This is a genomic window from Rhodococcus sp. ACS1 (assembly GCF_002300155.1).
GTDB classification, from domain to species: Bacteria; Actinomycetota; Actinomycetes; order Mycobacteriales; family Mycobacteriaceae; genus Rhodococcus_F; species Rhodococcus_F koreensis.
Window position 1 is genome coordinate 969979 of sequence record NZ_NSDZ01000001.1, and the last position, 23740, is coordinate 993718.

The 23740-nt window shown below is 68.6% G+C and carries 20 protein-coding genes; 7 read left to right on the plus strand and 13 right to left on the minus strand.

Translation table 11 applies throughout. The features are described from left to right. The first annotated feature begins 44 nt into the window (after nucleotides 1–44). Nucleotides 45–1289 (plus strand): MFS transporter, encoded by a 1245-nt coding sequence (locus CJ179_RS04655; RefSeq protein WP_095860789.1) that lies wholly within the window; start codon nucleotides 45–47, stop codon nucleotides 1287–1289. Here the strand turns inward: CJ179_RS04655 and CJ179_RS04660 are convergent. The 5 genes from CJ179_RS04660 to CJ179_RS04680 all read right to left on the minus strand — a co-directional run bounded on the left by CJ179_RS04660 (nucleotide 1286) and on the right by CJ179_RS04680 (nucleotide 7678). Beyond that, a complete protein-coding gene (locus CJ179_RS04660; RefSeq protein WP_095860790.1) occupies nucleotides 1286–2296 on the minus strand; it encodes a 3-isopropylmalate dehydrogenase in 1011 nt (336 codons plus the stop codon). The genes CJ179_RS04655 and CJ179_RS04660 overlap by 4 nt on opposite strands. A 67-nt stretch (nucleotides 2297–2363) precedes the next feature. Next, nucleotides 2364–3959: a phosphoglycerate dehydrogenase gene (gene serA / locus CJ179_RS04665; protein ID WP_072937752.1), complete on the minus strand. Its 1596-nt coding sequence runs from the start codon at nucleotides 3957–3959 to the stop codon at nucleotides 2364–2366. Between the two features lie 224 nt (nucleotides 3960–4183). Then, entirely contained in the window at nucleotides 4184–5185 is a 1002-nt protein-coding gene (ilvC, locus tag CJ179_RS04670; protein ID WP_174705454.1) for a ketol-acid reductoisomerase, read from the minus strand. Nucleotides 5186–5234: 49 nt separating this feature from the next. Further along, nucleotides 5235–5738, minus strand: a complete 504-nt coding sequence (ilvN, locus tag CJ179_RS04675; protein WP_005240383.1) for an acetolactate synthase small subunit — start codon at nucleotides 5736–5738, stop codon at nucleotides 5235–5237. Beyond that, nucleotides 5735–7678, minus strand: coding sequence for an acetolactate synthase large subunit (locus CJ179_RS04680; RefSeq protein WP_072937750.1), 1944 nt, complete (start codon nucleotides 7676–7678; stop codon nucleotides 5735–5737). Before CJ179_RS04680 ends, ilvN begins: the two co-directional genes overlap by 4 nt. Before the next feature lie 267 nt (nucleotides 7679–7945). Between CJ179_RS04680 and CJ179_RS04685 the strand changes: the two genes are divergently transcribed. The 3 genes from CJ179_RS04685 to CJ179_RS04695 all read left to right on the plus strand — a co-directional run bounded on the left by CJ179_RS04685 (nucleotide 7946) and on the right by CJ179_RS04695 (nucleotide 12204). Next, nucleotides 7946–8443, plus strand: coding sequence for a PH domain-containing protein (locus CJ179_RS04685; RefSeq protein WP_095860791.1), 498 nt, complete (start codon nucleotides 7946–7948; stop codon nucleotides 8441–8443). A gap of 52 nt (nucleotides 8444–8495) precedes the next feature. Next, nucleotides 8496–10340 (plus strand): dihydroxy-acid dehydratase, encoded by a 1845-nt coding sequence (gene ilvD / locus CJ179_RS04690; RefSeq protein ID WP_072937748.1) that lies wholly within the window; start codon nucleotides 8496–8498, stop codon nucleotides 10338–10340. A gap of 322 nt (nucleotides 10341–10662) precedes the next feature. Further along, on the plus strand, nucleotides 10663–12204 hold the full coding sequence (locus CJ179_RS04695; protein ID WP_072937747.1) for an amino acid permease: 1542 nt from the start codon (nucleotides 10663–10665) through the stop codon (nucleotides 12202–12204). Nucleotides 12205–12288: 84 nt separating this feature from the next. On the opposite strand, the gene CJ179_RS04700 is transcribed toward CJ179_RS04695, so the two are convergent. Further along, nucleotides 12289–13155 (minus strand): DoxX family protein, encoded by an 867-nt coding sequence (locus tag CJ179_RS04700; RefSeq protein WP_072937746.1) that lies wholly within the window; start codon nucleotides 13153–13155, stop codon nucleotides 12289–12291. Between the two features lie 98 nt (nucleotides 13156–13253). Here CJ179_RS04700 and CJ179_RS04705 point away from each other — a divergent pair, with 98 nt between their 5' ends. Next, nucleotides 13254–14402: a sorbosone dehydrogenase family protein gene (locus CJ179_RS04705; protein ID WP_072937745.1), complete on the plus strand. Its 1149-nt coding sequence runs from the start codon at nucleotides 13254–13256 to the stop codon at nucleotides 14400–14402. A 91-nt stretch (nucleotides 14403–14493) separates the two neighbouring features. Here the strand turns inward: CJ179_RS04705 and gatB are convergent, their stop codons facing one another. From gatB to CJ179_RS04725, 4 genes are all read right to left on the minus strand, one after another. Beyond that, complete coding sequence (gene gatB, locus CJ179_RS04710) at nucleotides 14494–16008, minus strand: Asp-tRNA(Asn)/Glu-tRNA(Gln) amidotransferase subunit GatB (RefSeq protein WP_095860792.1); 1515 nt, start codon at nucleotides 16006–16008, stop codon at nucleotides 14494–14496. A 42-nt stretch (nucleotides 16009–16050) separates the two neighbouring features. Next, nucleotides 16051–17082 (minus strand): ATP-dependent 6-phosphofructokinase, encoded by a 1032-nt coding sequence (locus CJ179_RS04715; protein WP_072937743.1) that lies wholly within the window; start codon nucleotides 17080–17082, stop codon nucleotides 16051–16053. Nucleotides 17083–17177: 95 nt separating this feature from the next. After that, nucleotides 17178–17840 (minus strand): response regulator transcription factor, encoded by a 663-nt coding sequence (locus CJ179_RS04720; protein ID WP_015890224.1) that lies wholly within the window; start codon nucleotides 17838–17840, stop codon nucleotides 17178–17180. 9 nt (nucleotides 17841–17849) lie between these two features. Continuing rightward, on the minus strand, nucleotides 17850–19046 hold the full coding sequence (locus CJ179_RS04725; protein ID WP_072937742.1) for a sensor histidine kinase: 1197 nt from the start codon (nucleotides 19044–19046) through the stop codon (nucleotides 17850–17852). A gap of 139 nt (nucleotides 19047–19185) precedes the next feature. Between CJ179_RS04725 and CJ179_RS04730 the strand changes: the two genes are divergently transcribed. Continuing rightward, the gene (locus CJ179_RS04730) at nucleotides 19186–19827 is read left to right on the plus strand and encodes a hypothetical protein (RefSeq protein WP_072937741.1); all 642 of its coding nucleotides are present in this window, start codon (nucleotides 19186–19188) and stop codon (nucleotides 19825–19827) included. Continuing rightward, nucleotides 19824–21275 carry an alpha/beta-hydrolase family protein gene (locus CJ179_RS04735; protein WP_095860793.1) on the plus strand — a complete coding sequence of 484 codons (1452 nt, stop codon included), beginning with the start codon at nucleotides 19824–19826 and terminating at the stop codon, nucleotides 21273–21275. Before CJ179_RS04730 ends, CJ179_RS04735 begins: the two co-directional genes overlap by 4 nt. Here the strand turns inward: CJ179_RS04735 and gatA are convergent. The 3 genes from gatA to CJ179_RS04750 form a co-directional block, all read right to left on the minus strand. Then, the gene (gene gatA / locus CJ179_RS04740; protein ID WP_072937739.1) at nucleotides 21272–22753 is read right to left on the minus strand and encodes an Asp-tRNA(Asn)/Glu-tRNA(Gln) amidotransferase subunit GatA; all 1482 of its coding nucleotides are present in this window, start codon (nucleotides 22751–22753) and stop codon (nucleotides 21272–21274) included. The two genes, CJ179_RS04735 and gatA, sit on opposite strands and share 4 nt — an antisense overlap. After that, a complete protein-coding gene (gene gatC, locus CJ179_RS04745) occupies nucleotides 22750–23049 on the minus strand; it encodes an Asp-tRNA(Asn)/Glu-tRNA(Gln) amidotransferase subunit GatC (protein ID WP_095860794.1) in 300 nt (99 codons plus the stop codon). The genes gatA and gatC overlap by 4 nt, the downstream gene beginning before the upstream one ends. 75 nt (nucleotides 23050–23124) lie before the next feature. Further along, complete coding sequence (locus tag CJ179_RS04750; protein ID WP_072937737.1) at nucleotides 23125–23682, minus strand: antibiotic biosynthesis monooxygenase; 558 nt, start codon at nucleotides 23680–23682, stop codon at nucleotides 23125–23127. Nucleotides 23683–23740: the final 58 nt, after the last annotated feature.

Sequence of the window (23740 nt, forward strand, 5' to 3'; positions counted from 1 at the left end):
CCAGCGCCACTATATGAGAATCGAATCCTAGATATTGAGATGACATGACTGCATCGATCGACACCGCGTCCGCCGTCGGAACTGCTCGCAGATGGTGGATGCTCGCCCTCGGGATGTTCGCCCAGGCCGCACAGGCGGTCTTCGTCAACGGCGTCGCCTTCCTCATCCCCGAACTCCAGGCGAACCACGGGCTCAGCCTCGCCCGCACCGGACTCGTCGTCGCCGCACCCACCCTCGGGGTCATGGTGACGCTGATCGCGTGGGGCGCACTGGCCGACCGCTACGGCGAACGCAGGGTGCTGGCCGCAGGCATGGCGACCACCGCGGCTGCGGGCGTGGGCGCGGCCCTCGCCGGATCGCTCACGGCCACCGCGGTCTTCCTGCTGCTCGGCGGCACGGCGGCGGCCTCGGCGAATGCCGCGAGCGGACGCGTCGTCGTCGGATGGTTCCCTCCCGAGCGCCGCGGCCTGGCCATGGGCATCCGGCAGATGTCACTGCCGCTCGGCATCGCCTGCGCTGCGCTGACGCTCCCCTCGGTCGCCCACGACCACGGCATCGGATGGGCGCTCGCGCTGCCCGCCGCCCTGTGCGCCGCCGCCGCGCTGGCCTGCGCACTCTGGGTGGTCGATCCGCCCCGGCCGAGTCGCAGCGACGCGGCGGATCTCGGCATGCTCACGAATCCGTACCGCAGCAGCGGCACACTGTGGCGCATCCACGCCGTCTCCGTGCTGCTCGTCGTGCCGCAGTACACGGTGTGGACGTACGCACTCGTGTGGCTGATCTCCGAAAGGCACTGGGAAGCAACGGCGGCGGGCCTGATCGTGACCCTCGCCCAGATCCTCGGCGCGTTCGGCCGGATGGGCGTCGGTTTCTGGTCCGACGTGGTGGGCAGCCGCATGCGTCCGCTCCGCTGGGTCGCGGCCGGCGGCGGACTGTCGATGGCGGCGCTCGCCGTGACGGACGCGATGGATTCGCCTCTCGCGATCGTGGCGCTGCTCGCGGCGTCCGTCGCGACGGTGGCACCGAACGGGCTCGCCTTCACCGCCGTCGCCGAGATCGCGGGCCCGTTCTGGGGTGGGCGCGCCCTCGGAGTCCAGAACACCGGACAGTTCGTCGCGGCCTCGATCGTTCCCCCGGTGTTCGGCGCACTGATCGGAATCGTCGGATTCCCGGTGACTTTCGCGATAGCCGCGGGATTCCCGGCCGCCTCGATACCACTGATCCCCGTGGCCCGGTCCGAAGACCGGTCCACGGGGATCGAGGGAGACAGGGCCGAAGCCCGGACCTAGAGGGCCGCGGCGATCCGGTCGCCGACCTCCGACGTGACGACCTTCGAGTCACCCCGGGACGCCAGATCGGCCTCGACCGCGGCTTCGATGCGCGCCGCGTCGCCCTCCCGGCCGAGGTGACGCAGCAGCAGTGCCGCGGACAGGATGGCCGCCGTGGGATCCGCGATCCCCTGGCCCGCGATGTCCGGGGCGCTGCCGTGCACCGGTTCGAACATCGACGGGTTCGTCCCCGAGGCGTCGATGTTCCCCGACGCCGCCAGGCCGATACCGCCCGTGACCGCACCCGCGAGGTCCGTGATGATGTCGCCGAACAGGTTGTCCGTGACGATCACGTCGAAGCGCGACGGGTCGGTGACCATGTAGATGGTGGCCGCGTCGATGTGGCAGTACGCCGTCTCCACGTCCGGATACTCGGCCGACACCGTCTCCACCGCACGCGTCCAGATCGCACCGGCGTTGGAGAGGACATTCGTCTTGTGGATCAGGGTGACGTGCTTGCGCCGGGTCTGTGCGAGGGCGAACGCGTACCGCACCACCCGCTCGGCGCCGAACCACGTGTTGATCGACACCTCGGTCGCGATCTCGTGCGGAGTGCCGACACGGATCGCGCCACCGTTACCGGTGTACGGGCCCTCGGTGCCCTCGCGCACCACCACGAAATCGATGTCCGGCTGCGCCGCGAGTGGCGACTTCGATCCCGGATACAGCTGCGACGGACGCAGATTCACGTGATGATCCAACGCGAACCGCATGTTCAGCAGCAGACCACGCTCGAGCACGCCCGGCGTGACCGACGGGTCGCCGATGGCGCCCAGCAGGATCGCGTCGTGCTCGCGGATCGCCGCGAGATCGGCGTCCGGGAGCAACTCCCCCGTGGCGTTGTATCGACGGGCACCGAGGTCGTACTCGGTGGTCTCGAGATCGGGGACGAGTTTCCGCAGCACCTTCAGCGCCTCGGCCGTGACCTCGACACCGATGCCGTCACCCGGAATGACCGCAAGCTTCATGAACGCCTCACTTCACATAGAGCTGTGCGCGTGCCACGACAGGGTCGTGGCACGCGCACAGTGGGGATTAGGCCAGGTTGACGAGCTCGATCTTGGTGGCGCCGACGGCGGTGGAGATCGCGTCCCGCACCTCGCTCGGCACCTCCTGGTCGACGCGGAGGAGGATGGTCGCACCCTCGCCCTCGGCGTCCTGGCTGAGCTGCGCGGCCTGGATGTCGATGCCGGCATTGCCGAGCTGCGTGCCGATCTTGCCCAGTGCGCCGGGCTGATCGGTGTAGTTGACCAGCAGGTTGAGACCCTCGGCGCGCAGTTCGAAGTTGCGGCCGTTGATGTTGACGATCTTCTCGACCTGCTGCGGGCCGGTCAGCGTGCCCGAGACGTTGAGGACGCTGCCGTCGCCGAACACGGCGCGCAGGTCCACGACGCTGCGGTGATTGGGGCTTTCGGCCGCCTTGGTGACCTCTGCCGTGACACCGCGCTCCTCCGCGAGGGCGGGGGCGTTGACGAACGTGACCGCGTCCTCGATGACGGCGGAGAACACGCCGCGCAGGGCCGAGAGCGCGAGCACCTCGACGTCCTCGGATGCGAGCTCGCCGCGCACGTCGACGGACAGGCTGACGGGCAGTTCGCCCGACAGTGCGCCGAGAAGCACACCCTGCTTGCGGACGATTTCGAGCCACGGGGCAACTTCCTCGCCCACGGCGCCACCGGACACGTTGACGGCATCCGGGACGAAATCGCCTGCGAGAGCCAGCAGTACGGACTTCGCGACGTCCGTGCCCGCGCGGTCCTGGGCCTCGCTCGTCGACGCGCCGAGGTGCGGCGTCACGACGACCTCGGGCAGGTCGAACAACGGGCTGTCGGTGCACGGCTCGGTCTCGAACACGTCGAGGCCCGCGGCGCGCACGTGACCCGACTTGATGGCCTCGGCCAGCGCGGCCTCGTCGATCAGGCCGCCGCGGGCGGCGTTGACGATGACGACGCCCTTCTTGGTCTTCGCCAGGTTCTCCGTGCCGAGCAGCCCCTTGGTCTCGGGGGTCTTGGGGAGGTGCACGGAGATGAGGTCGGCGCGCTTCAGCAGTTCGTCGAGGGTGACGAGTTCGATGCCGAGCTGCGCGGCGCGCGCGGCCGACACGTAGGGGTCGTACGCGATGACGTGGGTCTCGAACGCGGCGAGGCGCTGCGCGAACAGCTGCCCGATGCGGCCGAGGCCGACGACGCCGACGGTCTTGCCGAAGATCTCGACGCCGTTGAACTTGCTGCGCTTCCACTCGCGGTCGCGCAGGGTGGCGTCCGCGGCGGGGATCTGGCGGGCGGTGGCGAGCATCAGCGCGACGGCGTGCTCGGCGGCCGTGTGAATGTTGGACGTCGGGGCGTTGACGACCATGACACCGCGCTCGGTGGCGGCGGGAACGTCGACGTTGTCGAGGCCGACGCCGGCGCGGGCGACGATCTTGAGCTTGGTACCGGCCGCCAGGACCTCGGCGTCGACGGTGGTGGCGGAACGGACGAGGATCGCGTCGGCCTCGGGCACCGCCGCGAGCAGGGCCGGGCGATCAGGTCCGTCGACCCATCGCACCTCCACACCGTCGCCCAATGCCTCGACGGTGGACGGCGCGAGCTTGTCGGCGATCAGAACTACAGGACGGCCTGGCTGGCTCACGTGCAAACTCCCTGAATAGGTGGGCGTGGGGGTGTTTTAACCACACACAGCTTAGTCCGCCCTCACAGGGAAACCGCATCCTGGTCTGCGATACCACATAGTGGACGCCTGCAACAACGGAAACGGGCACGAAACAACACCGGCCCGATGTCGCTGCGGAGACCTCCGACGAGGCCGACGCGACATCGGGCCGGTGTTGCGGTGGAGCTGTAAAGCGGTGAAACCTAGGCGGTTTCGGTGATCGGCCGGTCGACCCAGCTCATCAGGTCGCGCAGCTTCTTGCCGGTGACCTCGATGGGGTGCTCGGCGTTGGCCTTGCGCAGACCCTCGAGCTCGGTGTTGCCGTTCTCGACGTTGGCGACGAGACGGCGGGTGAACTCACCCGACTGGATGTCGGCGAGGATCGCCTTCATGCGCTCCTTGGTGCCGGCGTCGATGACGCGCGGGCCGGACAGGTAGCCACCGAACTCCGCGGTGTCGGACACCGAGTAGTTCATGCGGGCGATGCCACCCTCGTACATGAGGTCGACGATGAGCTTGAGCTCGTGCAGGACCTCGAAGTACGCCATCTCGGGCGCGTAGCCGGCCTCGACCATGACCTCGAAACCGGTCTTGACCAGTTCCTCGGTGCCACCGCACAGCACGGCCTGCTCGCCGAAGAGGTCCGTCTCGGTCTCTTCCTTGAACGTGGTCTTGATGACGCCGGCGCGGGCGCCACCGATGGCCTTGGCGTAGGACAGCGCGAGAGCCTGGCCCTCACCCTTCGGGTCCTGGTCGATCGCGATGAGCGCGGGGACACCCTTGCCGTCGACGAACTGACGACGCACCAGGTGGCCCGGGCCCTTGGGGGCGACCATGCCGACCGTGACGTTGGCCGGAGCCTCGATCAGCTTGAAGTGGATGTTGAGGCCGTGTCCGAAGAACAGCGCGTCGCCGTCCTTCAGGTTCGGCTCGATGTCCGCCTTGAAGATCGACGCCTGCGCGGTGTCGGGTGCGAGCACCATGATCACGTCGGCCCACTCGGAGACCTCGGCGGGGGTACCGACGGTCAGGCCCTGCTCCTCGGCCTTCGCGCGGGACTTCGAGCCTTCCTTGAGGCCGATACGCACATCGACGCCCGAGTCGCGCAGGCTCAGCGAGTGCGCGTGGCCCTGGCTTCCGTAACCGATCACAGCGACCTTACGGCCCTGGATGATCGACAGATCGGCATCGTCGTCGTAGAACATCTCGACTGCCACAGTTCAACCTCTTTCTTGGATTTGCGTATCTAAAGTACTAGCGAGTGGCCGTGATGGACTTAGGCCCCCGTCCCACGGCCACGACCCCGGACTGCACGATCTCCCGGATGCCGTACGGATCGAGCATCCGCAGCAGCGCATCCAGCTTGGATCGTGTTCCAGTCGCCTCGATCGTGACCGACTCCGGGGAGACGTCGATCACCTTGGCGCGGAACAGATTCACCGTCTCGATCACCTGCGTGCGCACGCTGGCGTCGGCTCGCACCTTGATGAGAACCAGCTCGCGGGCGACGGAGGCCTCACCGTCCTGCTCGACGATCTTGATGACGTTGATGAGCTTGTTGAGCTGCTTGGTCACCTGCTCGAGCGGGAACTCGTCGACGGTCACGACGATGGTCATGCGGGAGATCTCGGGAAGCTCGGTGCCACCGACGGCGAGCGACTCGATGTTGAACCCACGACGGGAGAACAGCGCGGCCACCCTGGCCAGCACGCCCGGCTTGTCCTCGACGAGAACACTGAGGGTGTGGCTGGTGCTCACTGATCTTCCTCCCCGGCCGTTGCGGCCGTGCCCGAACGCTGCTCGCGCTCCATGGCCTCGTGAATGACGGCCGGCTCGGCGGCCGCCTCGTCGTCGTCGAACAGCGGACGGATGCCCCGCGCCGCCATGATCTCGTCGTTGCTCGTGCCCGCCGCGACCATCGGCCACACCTGGGCGTCGGCGCCGACGATGAAGTCGATCACCACCGGCTTGTCGTTGATGGCCTGCGCCTCACGGATCGCCGCCTCGACGTCCTCTTCGCGCTCGACGCGAATGCCGTGGCAGCCCAACGCCTCCGCGAGCTTCACGAAGTCGGGGATGCGGACTGCGCCGTGCGTGCCGAGGTTCGTGTTGGAGTAACGCTCGTCGTAGAACAGCGTCTGCCACTGGCGCACCATGCCGAGGTTGCCGTTGTTGATGAGCGCAACCTTGATCGGGATGCCCTCGAGCGCACAGGTGGCGAGTTCCTGATTGGTCATCTGGAAGCAGCCGTCACCGTCGATGGCCCACACCTCGGTGTCGGGCATGCCCATCTTGGCGCCCATCGCGGCGGGCACGGCGTAACCCATCGTGCCGAGACCGCCGGAGTTCAGCCAGGTGCGCGGCTTCTCGTAGTTGACGAACTGCGCGGCCCACATCTGGTGCTGGCCGACACCGGCGCAGTAGATCGCGTCGGGACCGGCGAGCTTGCCGACCGACTGGATCACGTATTCCGGGGACAGCGCGCCGTCGGAGGGACGGTCGTAGCTGAGCGGGTACGTGCGGCGGATCCCGTCGAGGTACGCCCACCACTCGGTGAGGTCCAGTGTGGTTCCGGTGGCCAGGTCCGCCTTGATCGCCTCGATCAGCTCGACGATGACCTCTTTGCAGTCGCCCACGATCGGGACGTCCGCGTACCGGTTCTTGCCGATCTCCGCCGGATCGATGTCGGCGTGGATGACCTTGGCGTCGGGGGCGAACGAATCGAGCTGACCGGTGACGCGGTCGTCGAAGCGCGCGCCGAGCGTGATCATCAGGTCGCTGCGCTGCAGTGCCGCCACCGCCGCGACCGTGCCGTGCATACCGGGCATGCCGCAGTTCAGCGTGTGGCTGTCCGGGAACGCGCCGCGCGCCATGAGGGTGGTGACCACCGGAATGCCGGTGAGCTCGGCCAGTTCGAGCAGTTCCGGAGACGCCTCGGCCTTGACCACGCCGCCACCGACGTACAGCACCGGGTGCTTCGCGTCGGCGATCAGGCGAGCGGCCTCGCGGACCTGCTTGCCGTGCGGCTTCGTGACGGGACGGTATCCGGGCAGCCGCATCTCCGGCGGCCACGAGAACGTGGTCTGCGCCTGGAGGACGTCCTTCGGGATGTCGACGAGCACCGCGCCGGGACGACCGCTGGAGGCGAGGTAGAAGGCCTCCGCGATGATCCGGGGGATGTCGACGCCGTCGGTGATGAGGAAGTTGTGCTTCGTGATGGGCATCGTGATGCCGGAGATGTCGGCTTCCTGGAACGCATCCGTGCCGATGAGCCCGCGGCCGACCTGACCGGTGATGGCCACGACCGGAACGGAGTCCATCTGCGCGTCGGCGAGCGGCGTCACCAGGTTCGTCGCACCGGGACCGGACGTCGCCATGCAGACGCCGACCTTGCCGGTCGCCTGGGCGTACCCGGTGGCGGCGTGACCTGCACCCTGCTCGTGACGGACGAGCACGTGCCGGACCTTCTTCGAGTCGAAGAGCGGGTCGTAGACAGGCAGAACGGCACCACCCGGAATGCCGAATACCGTGTCGACCTCGAGCTCCTCGAGGGCTCGGACCACGGACTGGGCGCCGCTGACCCGCTCGGGGGCGAGTTGGCGGCGGCTACCGGTCTGCGTCGCGGCGGCCGCGGTCGTCGGGCTTGCTGCCCCCGACTTGCGCGGCGTGGGTTGAGGCCGTGCGGTTGGTGCGCTCACTGGGAAATCCTCTGATTCTGGCTCCGGGCAACAAAAAACCCCCGTCAGCTGATGCTGTACGAGGGTGGCGCGTCGTTATCTGGCGAGTTGAAGAAATCGACTCAGGCGACGACGCGCCGGCCGATTACGAGCAACTCATTCTGTTTCACGCGCTCGACGGTAGGCGCGCTAATGGTGAACAGTCAACTTGGTGAGTCGGCCGTCCCAGAATATGAGATACGTCGGCTGCGGTGCGAAGATGTAGAGGTGTCAACTCCGCAGCAGCCCGTGCCACCAGAATCATCATCCCACACGACGAACCCGCCCAAGCAGGTCATCCGGATTTCTCCCCTCGCCTATCTGGGATGCGCCTTCCTCCTGTTCGCCGTCTCGTTCCCCGTCTTCGGCTGGCCCGCCGCCTTCGGCTGGCTCGTGATCGCCCCGATCATCGCGGTGGCCTGGGTCGCGCGGGTGCGCACCACGGTCACGCCCGACGGACTCGAGGTGCGCCGGCTGTTCGGCGGACGGTCCCTCTCATGGTCCGAGATCGCCGGATTCCGCTTCCCCAAGCGCGGCTGGGCCCGGGCGACACTGGCCGACGGCGGCGAGGTCACCCTTCCCGTCGTCACGTTCGACCGGCTCCCCGACATCGCCGAGGCAAGCGGCGGCCGCATCACCGACCCCTACGCGGCAGCGGCCGCGGCGGAGGAAGCGGCCCAGTATGCCGACGCCGAATCGAACGGCGAGCAGCCGGCGAAGAACCGGCCGGACACAGACGGGGAATAGTGCGCGAGTAGCGTTTGTCAGTACTTCCGTACGCTGACTAAGGAATACGCTCATGCCCCCGCTGAGGTCCCGAACCACCACCGCAGGACGAAATGCCGCAGGCGCCCGCGCACTGTGGCGCGCCACCGGAATGACCGACTCCGACTTCGGGAAGCCGATCGTCGCGATCGCCAACTCGTACACGCAGTTCGTTCCCGGGCACGTCCACCTCAAGAACGTCGGCGACATCGTCGCCGACGCCGTCCGCGCCGCCGGTGGTGTACCTCGCGAATTCCACACGATCGCCGTCGACGACGGCATCGCGATGGGACACGGCGGCATGCTGTATTCCCTTCCCAGCCGGGAGATCATCGCCGACTCCGTCGAATACATGGTCAACGCGCACACCGCCGACGCACTCGTGTGCATCTCCAACTGCGACAAGATCACCCCCGGAATGCTCAATGCCGCACTGCGTTTGAACGTTCCCACCGTGTTCGTCTCGGGCGGGCCGATGGAGGCGGGCAAGGCGGTCGTGGTGAACGGTGTCGCCCAGGCACCGACCGACCTCATCACGGCGATCTCGGCGAGCGCCAACGACGAGGTCGACGAGGAGGGGCTGTCCGAGGTCGAGCGCAGCGCCTGCCCGACGTGCGGCTCGTGCTCGGGCATGTTCACCGCCAACTCGATGAACTGCCTCACCGAGGCGCTCGGTCTGGCGTTGCCGGGCAACGGTTCGACGCTCGCCACCCACGAAGCCCGGCGCGCACTGTTCACCCGCGCGGGCACCACCGTCGTCGAGTCCGCCCTGCGGTACTACCGGGACGAGGACGACTCCGTCCTCCCCCGCAACATCGCGACGCCTGCCGCGTTCCGCAACGCGATGGCGCTGGACGTCGCGATGGGAGGTTCCACCAACACGGTGCTGCACACCCTCGCGGCCGCGCAGGAGGGTGAGGTCTACGACTTCGACCTCGACAAGATCGACGAGATCAGCCGCAAGGTTCCGTGCCTGTCGAAGGTCTCGCCCAACTCGGACTACCACATGGAGGACGTGCACCGGGCGGGCGGAATCCCCGCGATCCTCGGCGAACTCCGCCGGGCGGGACTGCTCGAGAGCGACGTGTCGACCGTGCACACGAAGAGCTTCGACGAGTGGCTCGACACGTGGGACATCCGGTCCGGCAAGGCATCCGACGAGGCCGTCGAACTGTTCCACGCCGCTCCCGGCGGCGTCCGCACCACCGAGCCGTTCTCGACGAACAACCGCTGGTCGTCGCTCGACACGGACGCCGCGAACGGCTGCATCCGCGATTTCGAGCACAAGCACACGGTCGAGGGCGGCCTGGCCGTGCTGCGCGGCAACATCGCCGTCGACGGCGCGGTCATCAAGACGGCGGGCATCGACGAAGACCTGTTCCACTTCCAGGGACCCGCGCGTGTCGTGGAATCCCAGGAGGAGGCGGTGTCGGTGATCCTCGGCAAGAAGATCCAGCCCGGTGAGGTCCTCGTCGTGCGCTACGAGGGTCCCGCGGGCGGCCCGGGCATGCAGGAGATGCTGCACCCCACCGCATTTCTCAAGGGCTCCGGCCTCGGCAAGAAGTGCGCGCTGATCACCGACGGCCGCTTCTCCGGCGGGTCCTCGGGGCTGTCCATCGGCCACATCTCCCCGGAAGCCGCCAGCGGCGGCGCCATCGGCCTCGTGGAGGACGGCGACCAGATCCTCATCGACATCGCGACCCGTACCCTGAAACTCCTCGTCGACGACGCGGTGCTCGCCGAGCGTCGCGCGAAGATGGAGTCGTCCGAGCGTCCGTGGCAGCCGGTGAACCGCGAACGGACCGTCACCACGGCCCTGCGCGCGTACGCCGCACTGGCGACGTCCGCCGACAAGGGCGCGGTCCGCCAGGTTCCCTGACCGCACGCACCGACAGCACCGGGCACTCACGAAGCCGGGTGCCGCAGCAGGTTTCCTGCCGCGGCACCCGGCTTCCGTCGTCGGTGCGACCGCGAAATCCGCCTCGGGTGTGACGGCGCTCACGGGTGATCAACTCGCTCAAGCGGCGACACCCGTGAACAGGTTCTACTGATCGATTTGATCAGTTGAGCCCACGCTTCTTGCACACGGCGCTCAGTAGTGGTTCCCTCAGTTGGCCGTTGAGACCTACATCACAATCGGCAGCACTACCGGAACATCTCCGGCCCACGAGGCCATCGGGAACACAACCTAGGAGCGACACATGCCAGGAGTCGGCATATGGCGAACGAAATCCGTTGAGCAATCGATAGCGGACACCGACGAACCCGACACCCGGCTGCGGAGGGAACTCACCGCGAAGGACCTCACCGTCTTCGGTGTCGCCGTCGTGATCGGCGCCGGTATCTTCACGCTCACCGCCCGGACCGCAGGCAACGTTGCCGGGCCGTCCATTTCGCTCGCCTTCGTCCTCGCCGCCATCGCGTGCGGCCTGGCCGCCCTCTGCTACGCCGAGTTCGCCTCCACCGTGCCCGTCGCGGGCAGCGCGTACACGTTCTCCTACGCCACCTTCGGCGAGTTCGTCGCCTGGATCATCGGCTGGGACCTCATCCTCGAATTCGCCCTCGCGGCGGCCGTCGTCTCCAAGGGATGGTCGCTGTACCTGGGCAACGTCCTCGGATTCAGCGGATCCACCACCGCCCACCTCGGGCCCATCGACTTCGACTGGGGCTCGCTGATCATCGTCGGCGGCATCACCCTCGTGCTCGCGATCGGGACCAAGGTGTCCTCACGCGTGTCCGCCGTGATCACGGCCATCAAGATCGCCGTCGTCCTCCTCGTCATCACCGTCGGCGTCTTCTACATCAAGAAGGAGAACTACGCCCCGTACATCCCGCCGGCCGAGGGCAACGAGAGCGCCGCACACGGTATCCACCAGACCCTGTTCTCCTTCCTCTCCGGAGCGGACGGCAGCAGCTACGGCTGGTACGGCCTCCTCGCCGCCGCGAGCCTCGTGTTCTTCGCCTTCATCGGATTCGACGTCGTCGCCACCACCGCCGAGGAGACCAAGGACCCGCAGAAGGCGCTCCCCCGCGGCATTCTCGGCTCGCTCGCCATCGTCACCGTGCTCTACGTCGCGGTCACCCTCGTGCTCACCGGCATGGTGAAGTACACCGACCTCAAGACCGGCAGCCCGCTCGTCGGCGACAGCAGCGCCACCCTGGCGACCGCCTTCGAGGCACACGGCATCACCTGGGCGCAGACCGCCATCAACTTCGGCGGACTCGCAGGCCTGACCACCGTGGTGATGGTGATGATGCTCGGCCAGACCCGCGTCCTGTTCGCCATGTCCCGCGACGGACTCGTCCCCCGCGGTCTCGCCAAGACCGGCAAGAAGGGCACCCCGGTCCGCATCACCCTGTTCGTCGGCGCCGTGGTGGCACTCCTCGCCGCCTTCTTCCCGATGGGCACACTCGAGGAGATGGTGAACATCGGCACCCTCTTCGCGTTCGTCCTCGTCTGCATCGGCGTCGTCATCCTGCGCCGCACCCGCCCCGACCTGCCGCGCGGATTCCGCGTTCCGCTGGTCCCGCTCGTCCCCATCCTCGCCGTCCTGGCCTGCGGATGGCTCATGCTGAACCTGTCCGTCGAGACCTGGATCCGATTCCTCGTCTGGATGGCCCTCGGCGTCGTCGTCTACCTCGCCTACGGCCGCCGCAAGTCCGTCCTCGGACAGAAGCTCGCCGCACAGGCCCAGGCCACCCCGCCCGAGGAGGAGAACATCCCGGAACTCGTCCAGCGCTGACTCTCGGCCGGCACTGATCCGGCAGAAACGACTGCGCCGCACTCCCGATCGGGGGTGCGGCGCAGTCGTGGTTCAGGGAGACGATCAGATGAGCGGGTTGGCGCCGTTGAGGAAGATCCAGATGCACACACCGGCGGCGACGCCCAGGATCAGTGCCGCGAACGACCCGATGAACGGCCGCGTGGCCCAGCCGCGGCGGCCGTCGAGTGAGATCCGGCCCGGCCCGGTGAGAATGATCACCCCCGCGCACACACCCAGGAGTGTCTCGTACTCGGTGCCGGAGGGCGCGAAGTACTCCAGTCCCGGTTCCGCGATCTGCCGGAACGCCCACGCGTTGATCATCACGGCCAGCACCGAGGCGGCGGCAAGCGGCGTGACGAGGCCGAGGATCAGCAGCGCACCGCCCGCGACCTCACCGATGGCACCGAGCATCGCGAGCAGTTTCGCCTGCTGGAAGCCCGCGTTCACGAGCACCTCCTCGAAACCGTCGAGGCCCGGACCGTTCCACAGTCCGGTCAGCTTCTGCAGACCGTGCACCAGCGCCGTGCCGCCGACCGCGAGTCGCAGTGCCAGCAGGCCGAGGTCCAGGGTGCCGCGGCCGATCTTCACGTCCCCCTCGCCGAGCCGGTCGGTCGACGGATCACCCGCCGTGGATCCGAGGGACGCACCGGAGGTCGCGCCGATCACCTGCGTCGGCTGGTCCGGCATGTCGGACGCCGACTGCCGGTACGCGGGGATCTGTTCGGTGGGCAGACCGGCGCCGCGCGCATCGCCGTGATCGAGTTCGTCGTCGGTGTGCGGGAGACCCTGTCCCGCGGAACCGGATGTCGGCGTGGCCGACGGAAACCTCTCGGTGGGAAGGTCGTAAGGGCTCGAGACCCTGCCGTAGCCGGGTGAGGCGCCTTGCTGCGCGGCACCGTCGTCCGACGACTCGCTGGGGTCTTTCCGCATGTCAGTCACACCGTCAAGCCTAGGTCGATCCGCCGGACATCGCTGGTAGGCGGAACCGGCGTGGCGGCGACCTCGCACTCTTCCGTAACGTCTCCATCATGATGGTGGGTGGGCGGCGCCGCACGGTGTCCCGCAAGATGGCGATGTCCGCACTCTGCGTGACGGCGGTCCTCGCCGCCGGGTGCGCGAAATTCGACGACTCCGCGTCCTCCCCCTTCACACCCGAGCCGACGGGTGCGTCGGGCGCGGAAGTGGAACCCGAGAACCCGCCGCCGTCCACCACGACCACACCACCGCCGAGCGGCCCGCTGGGACCGTGCCAGGATCCGGATCCCAGTGTCATCGCGACCTGCCTCGACACCACCGGCGGACTCGTCGTCCTCCCCGACGGGGCGACCGCTCTGGTCGCGGAGCGCCGGACCGGCCGCATCCTGCAGGTCGCCCAGGGGCAGACCCCCAAGGAGATCGCGCACGTCGACGTCGACGGCAGCACGGACGGCGGCCTCCTCGACATCGCGTTGTCCCCGAGTTTCGTCGAGGACAACCTCATCTACGCCTACGTCACCACCCCGACCGACAACCGGGTGGTACGGATCGCACCGGGCGACTCCGCCAAGGAGGTTCTCGGCGGGATCCCGCGCGGCGACACGGGCAATGCGGGGTCGCTCGAATTCTCGGGCGACGAACTGATGGTCCTGACCGGGAACGCGAACAACGTGGCGGCGGCCGCCGATCCGGCGTCCCTGGCCGGGAAACTGCTGAAGGTCACCGCGCTGTCGCCCGCACCGACGCCGGCACAGCCCCGGCCGCAGGTGGTGCTGTCGGGCATCGGGACCGCTGGCGGGGTCTGCGTCGACCCGGGTGTGGCCGTGTGGGTCACCGACCGCACCCCGCTGGAGGATCGGCTGGTGCGGGTCAGCGCGGACGGAGCGGTGTCGTCTCCGGTGTGGACGTGGCCGGAGCGGCCGGGCGTCGGCGGCTGCGTCGCCGCCGGTGACGTCGTGGCGGTGTCACTGAGCACCGCGAAGGCCATGTCGGCGCTCGCCGCCGACCCCGGCACGGGCGCCGTCACTACCGCACCGGGTGTCATCGTCCAGGACCGGTACGGCCAACTCGGCGGCGCTGCACTCGGTCCCGACGGGCTCATCTGGGTGAGCACCGTCAACAAGACCGCCGGTCAGCCCGGACCCAACGACGACCGCGTCATCAAGATGCCCCTGCCCTCCGGTGGCGGCGGATTCGACTGACGGGCCCTCCCCTGCGTCGCGTCCCCCTCGCAACGAACGGGACGCTCGTTCGGTTGATCCGAACGAGCGTCCCGTTGGTGCAGAGAGGGGGTCAGCCGCCGCAGGCCTCGATGACCAGCTCCTTGACGCGGGCCGGATCGGCCTGACCGCGCGTGGCCTTCATCACGTCGCCGACGATCTTGCCCGCGGCCGCGACCTTGCCGCCGCGAATCTTCTCGGCGATGTCGGGGTTCGCGGCGAGCGCCTCGTCGACGGCCGCCTTCAGCTTCGTGTCGTCGCGTTCGACGACGAGCTCGGGATGATCCGCGACGACCTGATCGGGGTCGCCCTCACCGGCGAGAACGTGGTCGACCACCTGGCGGGCCACCTTGTTGTTCAGCTTCCCGCTGTCGATCAGCGCGACCACCTGCGCGACCTGGGCCGGCGTGATCGGCAATTCACCGAGTTCCACCCCGCGGGTGTTCGCCTGCTGCGCCAGGTACGACACCCACCAGGACCGTGCGGCCTCCGGCGAGGCGCCGGCCTCGACGGTCGCGATGACGAGGTCGAGGGCGTTCGCGTTGACCAGGTCACGCATGACCTCGTCGGAGACACCCCAGTCGGCCTGGATCCGGGCGCGGCGGACCCACGGCAGCTCGGGCAGGGTGCCCCGCAGTTCCTCGACCCACTCGGCGCTGGGCGCGACCGGCTCGAGGTCGGGCTCCGGGAAGTAGCGGTAGTCCTCGGCGGTCTCCTTGCGGCGGCCCGGCGACGTGGTGCCGTCCGCTTCCTGGAAGTGCCGGGTCTCCTGGATCACCTCGCCGCCGGCCTCGAGCACCGCTGCCTGGCGGCGCATCTCGTACCGGACCGCAACCTCGACGCTCTTGAGGGAGTTGACGTTCTTCGTCTCGGTGCGGGTACCGAGTTCGGTCGCCCCGATCGGCATCAGCGACGCGTTGGCGTCGCACCGCATCGAACCCTGGTCCATGCGGACGTCCGACACGTTCAGCGACTTCAGCAGGTCGCGCAGCGCGGTGACGTACGCGCGGGCCACCTCGGGGGCGCGGGCACCGGCGCCGCTGATCGTCTTGGTGACGATCTCGACCAGCGGGACCCCGGCGCGGTTGTAGTCGAGCAGCGAGTGGCTGGCACCGTGGATGCGACCGGTCGCGCCGCCGACGTGCAGCGACTTTCCGGTGTCCTCCTCCATGTGCGCGCGTTCGATCTCGACGCGCCACGTGGTGCCGTCGTCGAGGACGACGTCGAGGTAGCCGTCGGTGGCGATCGGCTCGTCGTACTGCGAGATCTGGTAGTTCTTCGGCTGGTCCGGGTAGAAGTAGTTCTTCCGCGCGAACCGGCCCCACGGCGTGATGGAACAGTTCAGTGCGAGTCCGATCCGGATCGCGGACTCGACCGCCGCCTCGTTCACGACGGGCAACGAGCCGGGCAGACCGAGGCACACCGGGCAGACCTGCGTGTTCGGCTCGGCGCCGAACTCGGTGGGGCACGGGCAGAACATCTTCGTGTCGGTGCCGAGCTCTACGTGCACCTCCATGCCGAGAACAGGCTCGTACTTGGCGAGCACGTCGTCGTAGTCGAGGACGTCCGGAGTGTCGACAGCAGTCATGCCACAGAGTTTATGCGTCCTGCGGTTCGCCGGAAAACGCGGTCAGCCGAAAAATGCGGCCGCCTCGTCGTACCGCTCCCTCGGCACCGTCTTGAGACGCCGGGTCGCCTCCTGGAGGGGCACGAGGTCGATCGACGTGCCGTGCAGCGCCACCATGTTGCCGAAGTCGCCGCGGTGGACGGCGTCGGTGGCGTGCACCCCGAAGCGGGTGGCGAGCACCCGGTCGTACGGCGTCGGGGTTCCGCCCCGCTGCACGTGCCCGAGCACCGTTGTCCGCACCTCCTTGCCGATGCGGCGGACGATCTCGTCGCCGAGCTGCTGTGCGACGCCGGTGAACCGTTTGTGACCGAACTCGTCGATACCGCCTTCGCGCAGACTCATCGACTCCGGGGTGGGAGTGGCGCCCTCGGCGACGACGCAGATGAAATGCGAATCGCCGCGCTGGAATCGCTTCTTCACGAGGGAACAGACTTCGCCGACGTCGAACGGGACCTCGGGAACGAGGGTGAGATGCGCACCGGTCGCGAGCCCGGAGTGCAACGCGATCCAGCCCGCATGCCGTCCCATCACCTCGACGAGCATCACCCGCTGGTGGGATTCGGCGGTGGTGTGCAGGCGGTCGATCGCATCGGTCGCGATGGACAGCGCGGTGTCGAAACCGAACGTGACGTCGGTGCAGTCGATGTCGTTGTCGATCGTCTTCGGAACCCCGATCACGGGCACCCCACTCTCGGCGAGCCAGCTCGCGGCCGTGAGCGTGCCCTCCCCGCCGATCGGGATCAGCGCGTCGATCCCGTTGTCGTCGAGAGTCTGCCGGATCTGGTCGAGGCCGGCCTTCAACTTGTCGGGGTTGACCCGCGCGGTGCCGAGGATGGTGCCGCCGCGGGTGAGGATGCGATCGATCCGGTCGTCGTTGGACAGCACGACCTTGCGATCCTCGAGCAGTCCGCGCCAGCCGTCACGGAATCCCACCACCGAGCTGCCGTATCGGCCGGCGGCGGTCCGAACCACCGCCCTGATCACCGCATTCAGTCCGGGGCAGTCGCCGCCTCCGGTGAGCATTCCGATCCGCATCCAAGCACCCCTCGTCGTCTCGTGTGGTGATGGTGGTTCTCATACACATCTTGCCGCTCGAACCGTGTTCGAGCACCTCGGATCGGTGTGTTCACTCAGCCGGGTGTGACGAGACCGCTCTCGTACGCCAGGACCACTGCCTGTGCGCGGTCGCGCAGATCCAGTTTGGACAGCACCTTTCCGACGTGCGTCTTGACGGTCTGCTCGGCGACGAACAGGCGCTCCGCGATCTCGGTGTTGGACATACCCCGGGCGATGAGTTCGAGCACCTCGCGCTCGCGGGGCGTCAGCGCCGACAGCGCGGCCGGTTTACGGCGCGCCGTGCTGCGGCGGCTGGTCACGTCGGCGATGAGACGCCGGGTGACGGTCGGCGCGAGCAGCGCCTCGCCGTCCGCGACCACCCGCACCGCACGGATGAGTTCCTCCGCGGGCGCGTCCTTGAGCATGAAGCCGCTGGCCCCGATGCTCAGCGCCTCGTACACGTAGTCGTCCACGTCGAACGTCGTGAGCATGAGCACCCGCACCGGCGGATCGAACCCCGCAGACAGGATGACGCGGGCGGCGTCGAGTCCGTTCATCTCCGGCATGCGGACGTCCATCAGCACCACGTCGGGTCGCAGGCGCTTCACCTCGCTCACCGCCACCGCGCCGTCCGGGGCGTCACCGATGACGCTGATGTCGGGCTGGGAGGCGAGCAGGGCTCCGAAACCCTGCCGGACCATAGCCTGGTCGTCGGCGATGAATACGGTGATGGCCACGCCGCCAGCCTAGGCGGAGGCGACCGGGAACTCGGCGTGGACCTCGAATCCGCCGTTGTCGTGCAGGTGCGTGGTGAGTACGCCGCCGACCGCCTGCGCACGCTCGCGCATCCCGATGATGCCGTTGCCGCCTGTCGACTCGTGCCTGGTCAGGGCCGAGACGAGGCTCCGTCGCGGCGGGCCGTTGACGATCGACACGGACGCGATCGGCGTCTCGTACGCGATCGTCACCTCGACCGCGGCGCCCGCTGCGTGCCGGGCCGTGTTGGCGAGGGATTCCTGCAGGATGCGGTACATCACCAGCCCGACCGACTCCGACACGTGCCGCGGGTCGCCGTCGGTGTGCCAGGAGACGGGAATGCCGGCCCTGCGGCTGCCCTCGAGCAGCTCGCTGATCTGCTGGACCCCGGGCTGCGGCGCATGCTCGGCGACCTGGCCGTCGCTGCGCAGCACACCGAGGAGTCCGCGCACCTCGTTCAGCGCGGCGCGGCCTGCGGCTCCGATCGATTCGAACTCGGCCCGCGTCTCGTCCGACATGCCCGCGATGCGGTACGGCGCACTCTGTGCCTGCACCACGACCATCGACATGTGGTGCGCGACGACGTCGTGCAGGTCCCGGGCGATGCGGGCCTTCTCCTCGAGGATCGTCCGGCGCGTGCGTTCGAGTTCGCTCAGCTCCTCCTGCTGCGCGAGTTGCCGCCGGGACAGCACCAGCCACCGGATCAGCAGACCGAACACGACGATGGCGGTCAGTCCCACGGCCCACCCGCGACCGTTGGTGCCCGGGGTGTCGGCGAGGAACAGCAGGACGGTGGAGATCCATGCCACACCCACGACCGGGATCGCGGCCCGCATGCTGACCGCGGCCAGCAGGGCGAGCATCACGAGGATGTGGACCACCTGCCAGGGGTAGTCGTAGCCGTCCTGCAGGGCGAAGACGCGCGGAATCACCAGCGCCGAGATCGCGGAGACGGCCCAGGCCAGCGCCGGGTTCGACCGGATGAGCAGGAACGGGAACGTCGCGAGCGCCGCCACGAACGGTTGAATCGGAGGACTGACCTGGTGGGTCAGCTGCAGGGTCGGCCACGCCACGGCGAACAGGATCGCCGTGACCACGACGATTGCCACGTTCAGCCACTGACCTTCGGCGGCTCTCCGGATGCGCGTCTTCGTCTTCACACCCTCGACACTAGAAACACAGGTCACGGCCTGTCCTCATACCCCGGACTCACGTCGACGTAGTACCGGAGTATGAGATCGGAGTCCCCTCCCCCCACGAGGTCAGTGACCGAACCGGACCCGGGAGTGATGTGGCTGCGCAACACGAATTCATAACGTTCTCGTCATGCGAACGACGGGGACACGGAGAACGACTTGGGCCGCGGTGGCGTGCGCCGCCACCGCACTGCTGACCACCACAGGATTCGCCGGTACCGGCGCGGCGAGCACGCCCCGCCACGAGAACGTCGCCGCCTCCGCCGCGGTGCACACGCTCACCGCGCCGGAAGCGCTCACCGAGGACTCCATTCCCGAGGACTTCGCATCGGTGATGGGGTACACACCGGTGCGGATCGACGGCATGCTCGCCAACCCCGGCGGAGACTGCTCCTCCCCGGTGCCGCTGCCGCTCGAGTTCGACACCGCATGCAAGGCCCACGACCTCGGCTACGACCTCCTGCGGTACGCATCGCGGTCCGGCGAGGACCTCGGACCCTGGGCGCGGCAGTCCCTCGACGCGCAGCTGGATCAGCGGATGCACACCGCGTGCGACAGCCGTCTCGACGAGCAGGCACGGGCGCAGTGCTTCGTGATGGCGAACGTCGCGGCCACCTTCGTCACCGGAAACAGCTGGCGTCAAGGCTATTCGACGCCGATCACCGAATCCGGGCTCCCGTACGCGCTGGCCGGCACCGCCGGCGCCGCACTGCTCGCAGGCGCGGCTTGGTCGATCCGCCGCCGCCCGCGTCCGGTCGGGGCGATCGCATGACCACCGCGGCTCTGTCCGGTCCGGGACGGAGCCCGGCGCACTCTCGCTCGCGTACCGAGCCGAATGCCCTGCGCCGCACACTGACCACGACGATTCCGATCTCGGCGCTCCCCCGCACCTCCTCCACGATCGCCGTCACCACCGCGACACTCGCGTCGCTCGCCCCCTCCCTGCTCCCCCGGAGCGCCCTGACGCAGGCGCTGTTCACCGGGTTCCTCGCCGCGGTCGGCTTCGGGATCGTCGTCCTCGTCCGCCTGCTGCGGCGATTCGTCACGCGTACGCACCCGCATCACCCTCCGCGGGACTCGGTGCGTCTCCTGGTCCTGATCGGCGCCATGATCGTGGTGACGTGGGCGATCGTCCTCGCCGACCACTGGCAGGATTCGCTGCGCGCCGCCATGGGCATGCCGGGCATCGGGCCGGACCACTGGATGCAGGCGATCATCGGGGCGGCGCTGACGTTCCTGCTGTTCGCCGGTATCGGCAGCGTCGTCGCCGCGGTCGCCCGCCGTCTCGGCTGGATCGGCAGCGCCACCACCGCCGTCGTACTCGCGACCGGGCTGCAGCTGGTCGCCGGACCCGCGTTGTGGGGGATGATGTCCCGTTCCTACAGCGACTCCAACGCGCTCGTCGACGTGTCCCTGCACCGGCCGGTGTCCGCCGAATCGTCCGGCAGTCCGGAGTCCGCGATCAGCTGGGAGTCGCTCGGGCGCCAGGGACGGCGGTTCGTGGCTGCGGGCGAGCAGTCGGCCGCCATCCGCACCTACGTGGGAATGGATTCGGCTCCCGACGTCGAATCACGTGCGGCACTGGCGGTCTCGGAGCTGGAGCGGGCGGGCGGGTTCACCCGGTCCGCCATCGTCGTCACGGTACCCACCGGCTCGGGATGGATCGACGAGAACGCGGCCGAAGGATTCGAGGAGCGCTTCGCCGACGACGTCGCGATCGTCGGCATGCAGTACTCGTATCTGCCGAGCTGGATCACGTTCGTGTTCGGACGTTCCGCTGCAGACGACTCGGCGGCAGCATTGTTCGATGCCGTCGCCGAGCGGATCGCCGACCTACCCGACGTCCTTCGCCCGGCGCTCTACGTCTACGGCCAGAGTCTCGGATCCGTCGGCGGCAGTGCGATTTTCACCGGCGCCGATCAACTCCGGGAACGCGCCTGCGGCGCATTGTGGTCGGGCCCGCCCGCCGGTTCCGTGCTGACGGACGGCGCGACGGTGCTGGCGAACACGTCCGACCCGGTGGTGTGGTGGTCGCCCGACCTGATCCTGCGCCGGCCCGACCTCTCGCTCGCGGTACGCGATGCGCCGGTCCCCCGATGGATTCCGGGCATCACGTTCCTGCAGACGAGTGTCGACCTGGTGTCCGCGCTGAACTTCGCGTCCGGGCACGGACACCGCTACGGCAACGAGCAGGGCACCGCCCTGCCCAACTGCTCCTAGCTTGGCGAGCCGATCGGACCGCGCGCGGCCTCGTAGGCGGCCCCGACCCGGTACAGCCGCTCGTCGGCGAGCGCGGGGGCCATGATCTGCAGTCCCACCGGCAGACCGTCGTCCGCGGACAGCCCCGACGGAACCGACATCGCGCAGTGCCCGGCCAGGTTGGTGGGCAGCGTGCACAGGTCCGACAGGTACATCGCGAGCGGGTCGCCGACCTTCTCGCCCAGCTTCCACGGCGTGAACGGACTGGTGGGCGACACCAGGACGTCCACCTTCTCGTAGGCCTTGTCGAAGTCCCGGGCGATGAGCGTCCGCACCTTGAGCGCCTGACCGTAGTAGGCGTCGTAGTAGCCGGACGACAGCGCGTAGGTGCCGATCATGATGCGACGCTTGACCTCCGGGCCGAAGCCGGCGGCACGCGTCGCGGCCATCACCTGGTCGGCGCTCATGTCGCCCTGGTCGATGCGCAGCCCGTACCGCATGGCGTCGAAGCGAGCGAGGTTCGACGACACCTCGCTCGGCAGGATGAGGTAGTACGACGCGAGCGCGTACTCGAAGTTGGGGCACGACACCTCGACGACCTCGGCACCGAGTTCGGTGAGTTGCGCGACGGCGGCATCGAACGAGGAGATGACCCCGGGCTGGTAGCTGTCGGAGTGCAGTTCCTTGACCACACCGACCTTCACGCCCTTCAGGTTGCCGCCTGCGCCCTCGCGCGCAGCCGCCACCACGGGACGCACGGGCGCGTCGATCGACGTGGAGTCGCGCGGGTCGTGCCCGGCGATGACCTCGTGCAGCAGTGCGGTGTCGAGCACCGTGCGACCGCACGGACCACCCTGGTCGAGCGAGGACGCGCAGGCGACGAGACCGAACCGGGACACCGTGCCGTACGTCGGCTTGGTACCGACCGTCGCCGTGACGGCGGCGGGCTGGCGGATCGAGCCACCGGTGTCGGTGCCGATCGCGAGCGGGGCCTGCCGGGACGCGAGGGCCGCGGCGCTGCCGCCGCCGGAGCCGCCCGGGATGCGGGTCGTGTCCCACGGGTTGCGGGTGGGGCCGTACGCGGAGTTCTCGGTGGACGAGCCCATCGCGAACTCGTCGAGGTTGGTCTTTCCCAGGATCGGGATGCCTGCGTCGCGCAGCTTCTTCGTCAGCGTCGCGTCGTACGGCGCGATCCAGCCTTCGAGGATCTTCGACGCACACGTGGTGGGCATGTCGGTGGTGGTGAAGATGTCCTTGAGCGCCAACGGAACTCCCGCCAACGGGGAGGCGGGAGCATCACCTGCGGCGAGGCTGCTGTCCACCTCCTTCGCCGACACGAGGGCCTGCTCGCCCGCCACGTGCAGGAAGGCGTTCAGCTCTCCGTCGACCGCGGCGATGCGGTCCAGATGCGCCTGGGTGACCTCGACGGAGGACACCTCACGGCTGTGGATCTTCGACGCGAGGTCTGCGGCGTCGAGAGTGGTCAGTTCGGCGCTCATTCGCCCTCTCCAAGAATCTGCGGGACGGCGAAACGATCCTGCTCGACGGACGGCGCGCCGGACAGCGCCTGCTCGGGCGTCAGGCCGGGAACGATCACGTCGGGACGGGTCACGTTGGTGACGGCGTTCGGGTTCGCCATCGGCGGAACATCCTCGGCGGGCACCTCGGTGACCACCTTCACGTGGCTGAGAATCGAGTCCAGCTGACCGGCGAACTCGTCGAGCTCGGCATCGGTCAGGGCGAGTCGAGACAGCCGCGCGAGGTGCGCGACCTCGTCACGGGAGATGGCAGGCACCGCGGGGCCCCTTTCGGTTCGGACGTACACATTCGGACGTACACAAGTGGGTCCCAGCCTAGAGCAGTGCCCGGATCAGCCGTGCAGCCAGCGCCGCAACCTGGCCGTCAGGAACGGCAGAACCACGAACACCATCACCGGAGTCGTGAGCACCGTCGCCACCACGGTGCGGGTCACCACGTCCAGGGGCGCCAGCCGGGGAGTGACGAACACCGCGACGAGCAGCGAGATCGGGAAGAAGCCGAGCCAGATGGTGACCGCCTGCTTCCACCGCGGCGGTGGGACGCTGACCCGCACGGCGTGGGTGAGCGTCGACTGCGGTTCGAACCAGCCCTCCACCCCGGTCAGCCGGTGCGTCACCGTGTCCTGCGCCAGACCCGTCCCCCGCCCCACCCACACCTTCCGCGCGGGCGAGGTGGTCCACGCGGCGAGCGTGTGCTCGTCCGCGAACCGGTACACCACGTGGTACTGCTCGGGGTCGGACGCCGCGCGCAGCCAGCCCCCGCCGAGGAACCCCGGGAACGTGCCCGCCATCGCCATCCCGGCGTCCGTCCAGCGCAGGAATTCCTGCTCCCGGCCCGCCGCCACCCGCCTCGAGACGGACGTCGTCACTCCCGTTGCCGTGGTGTTCATGCACCCATGTTTGGGCCGTCGTGTTTCGCGCACGAGGCGAATCCGTATCGGCGATGTC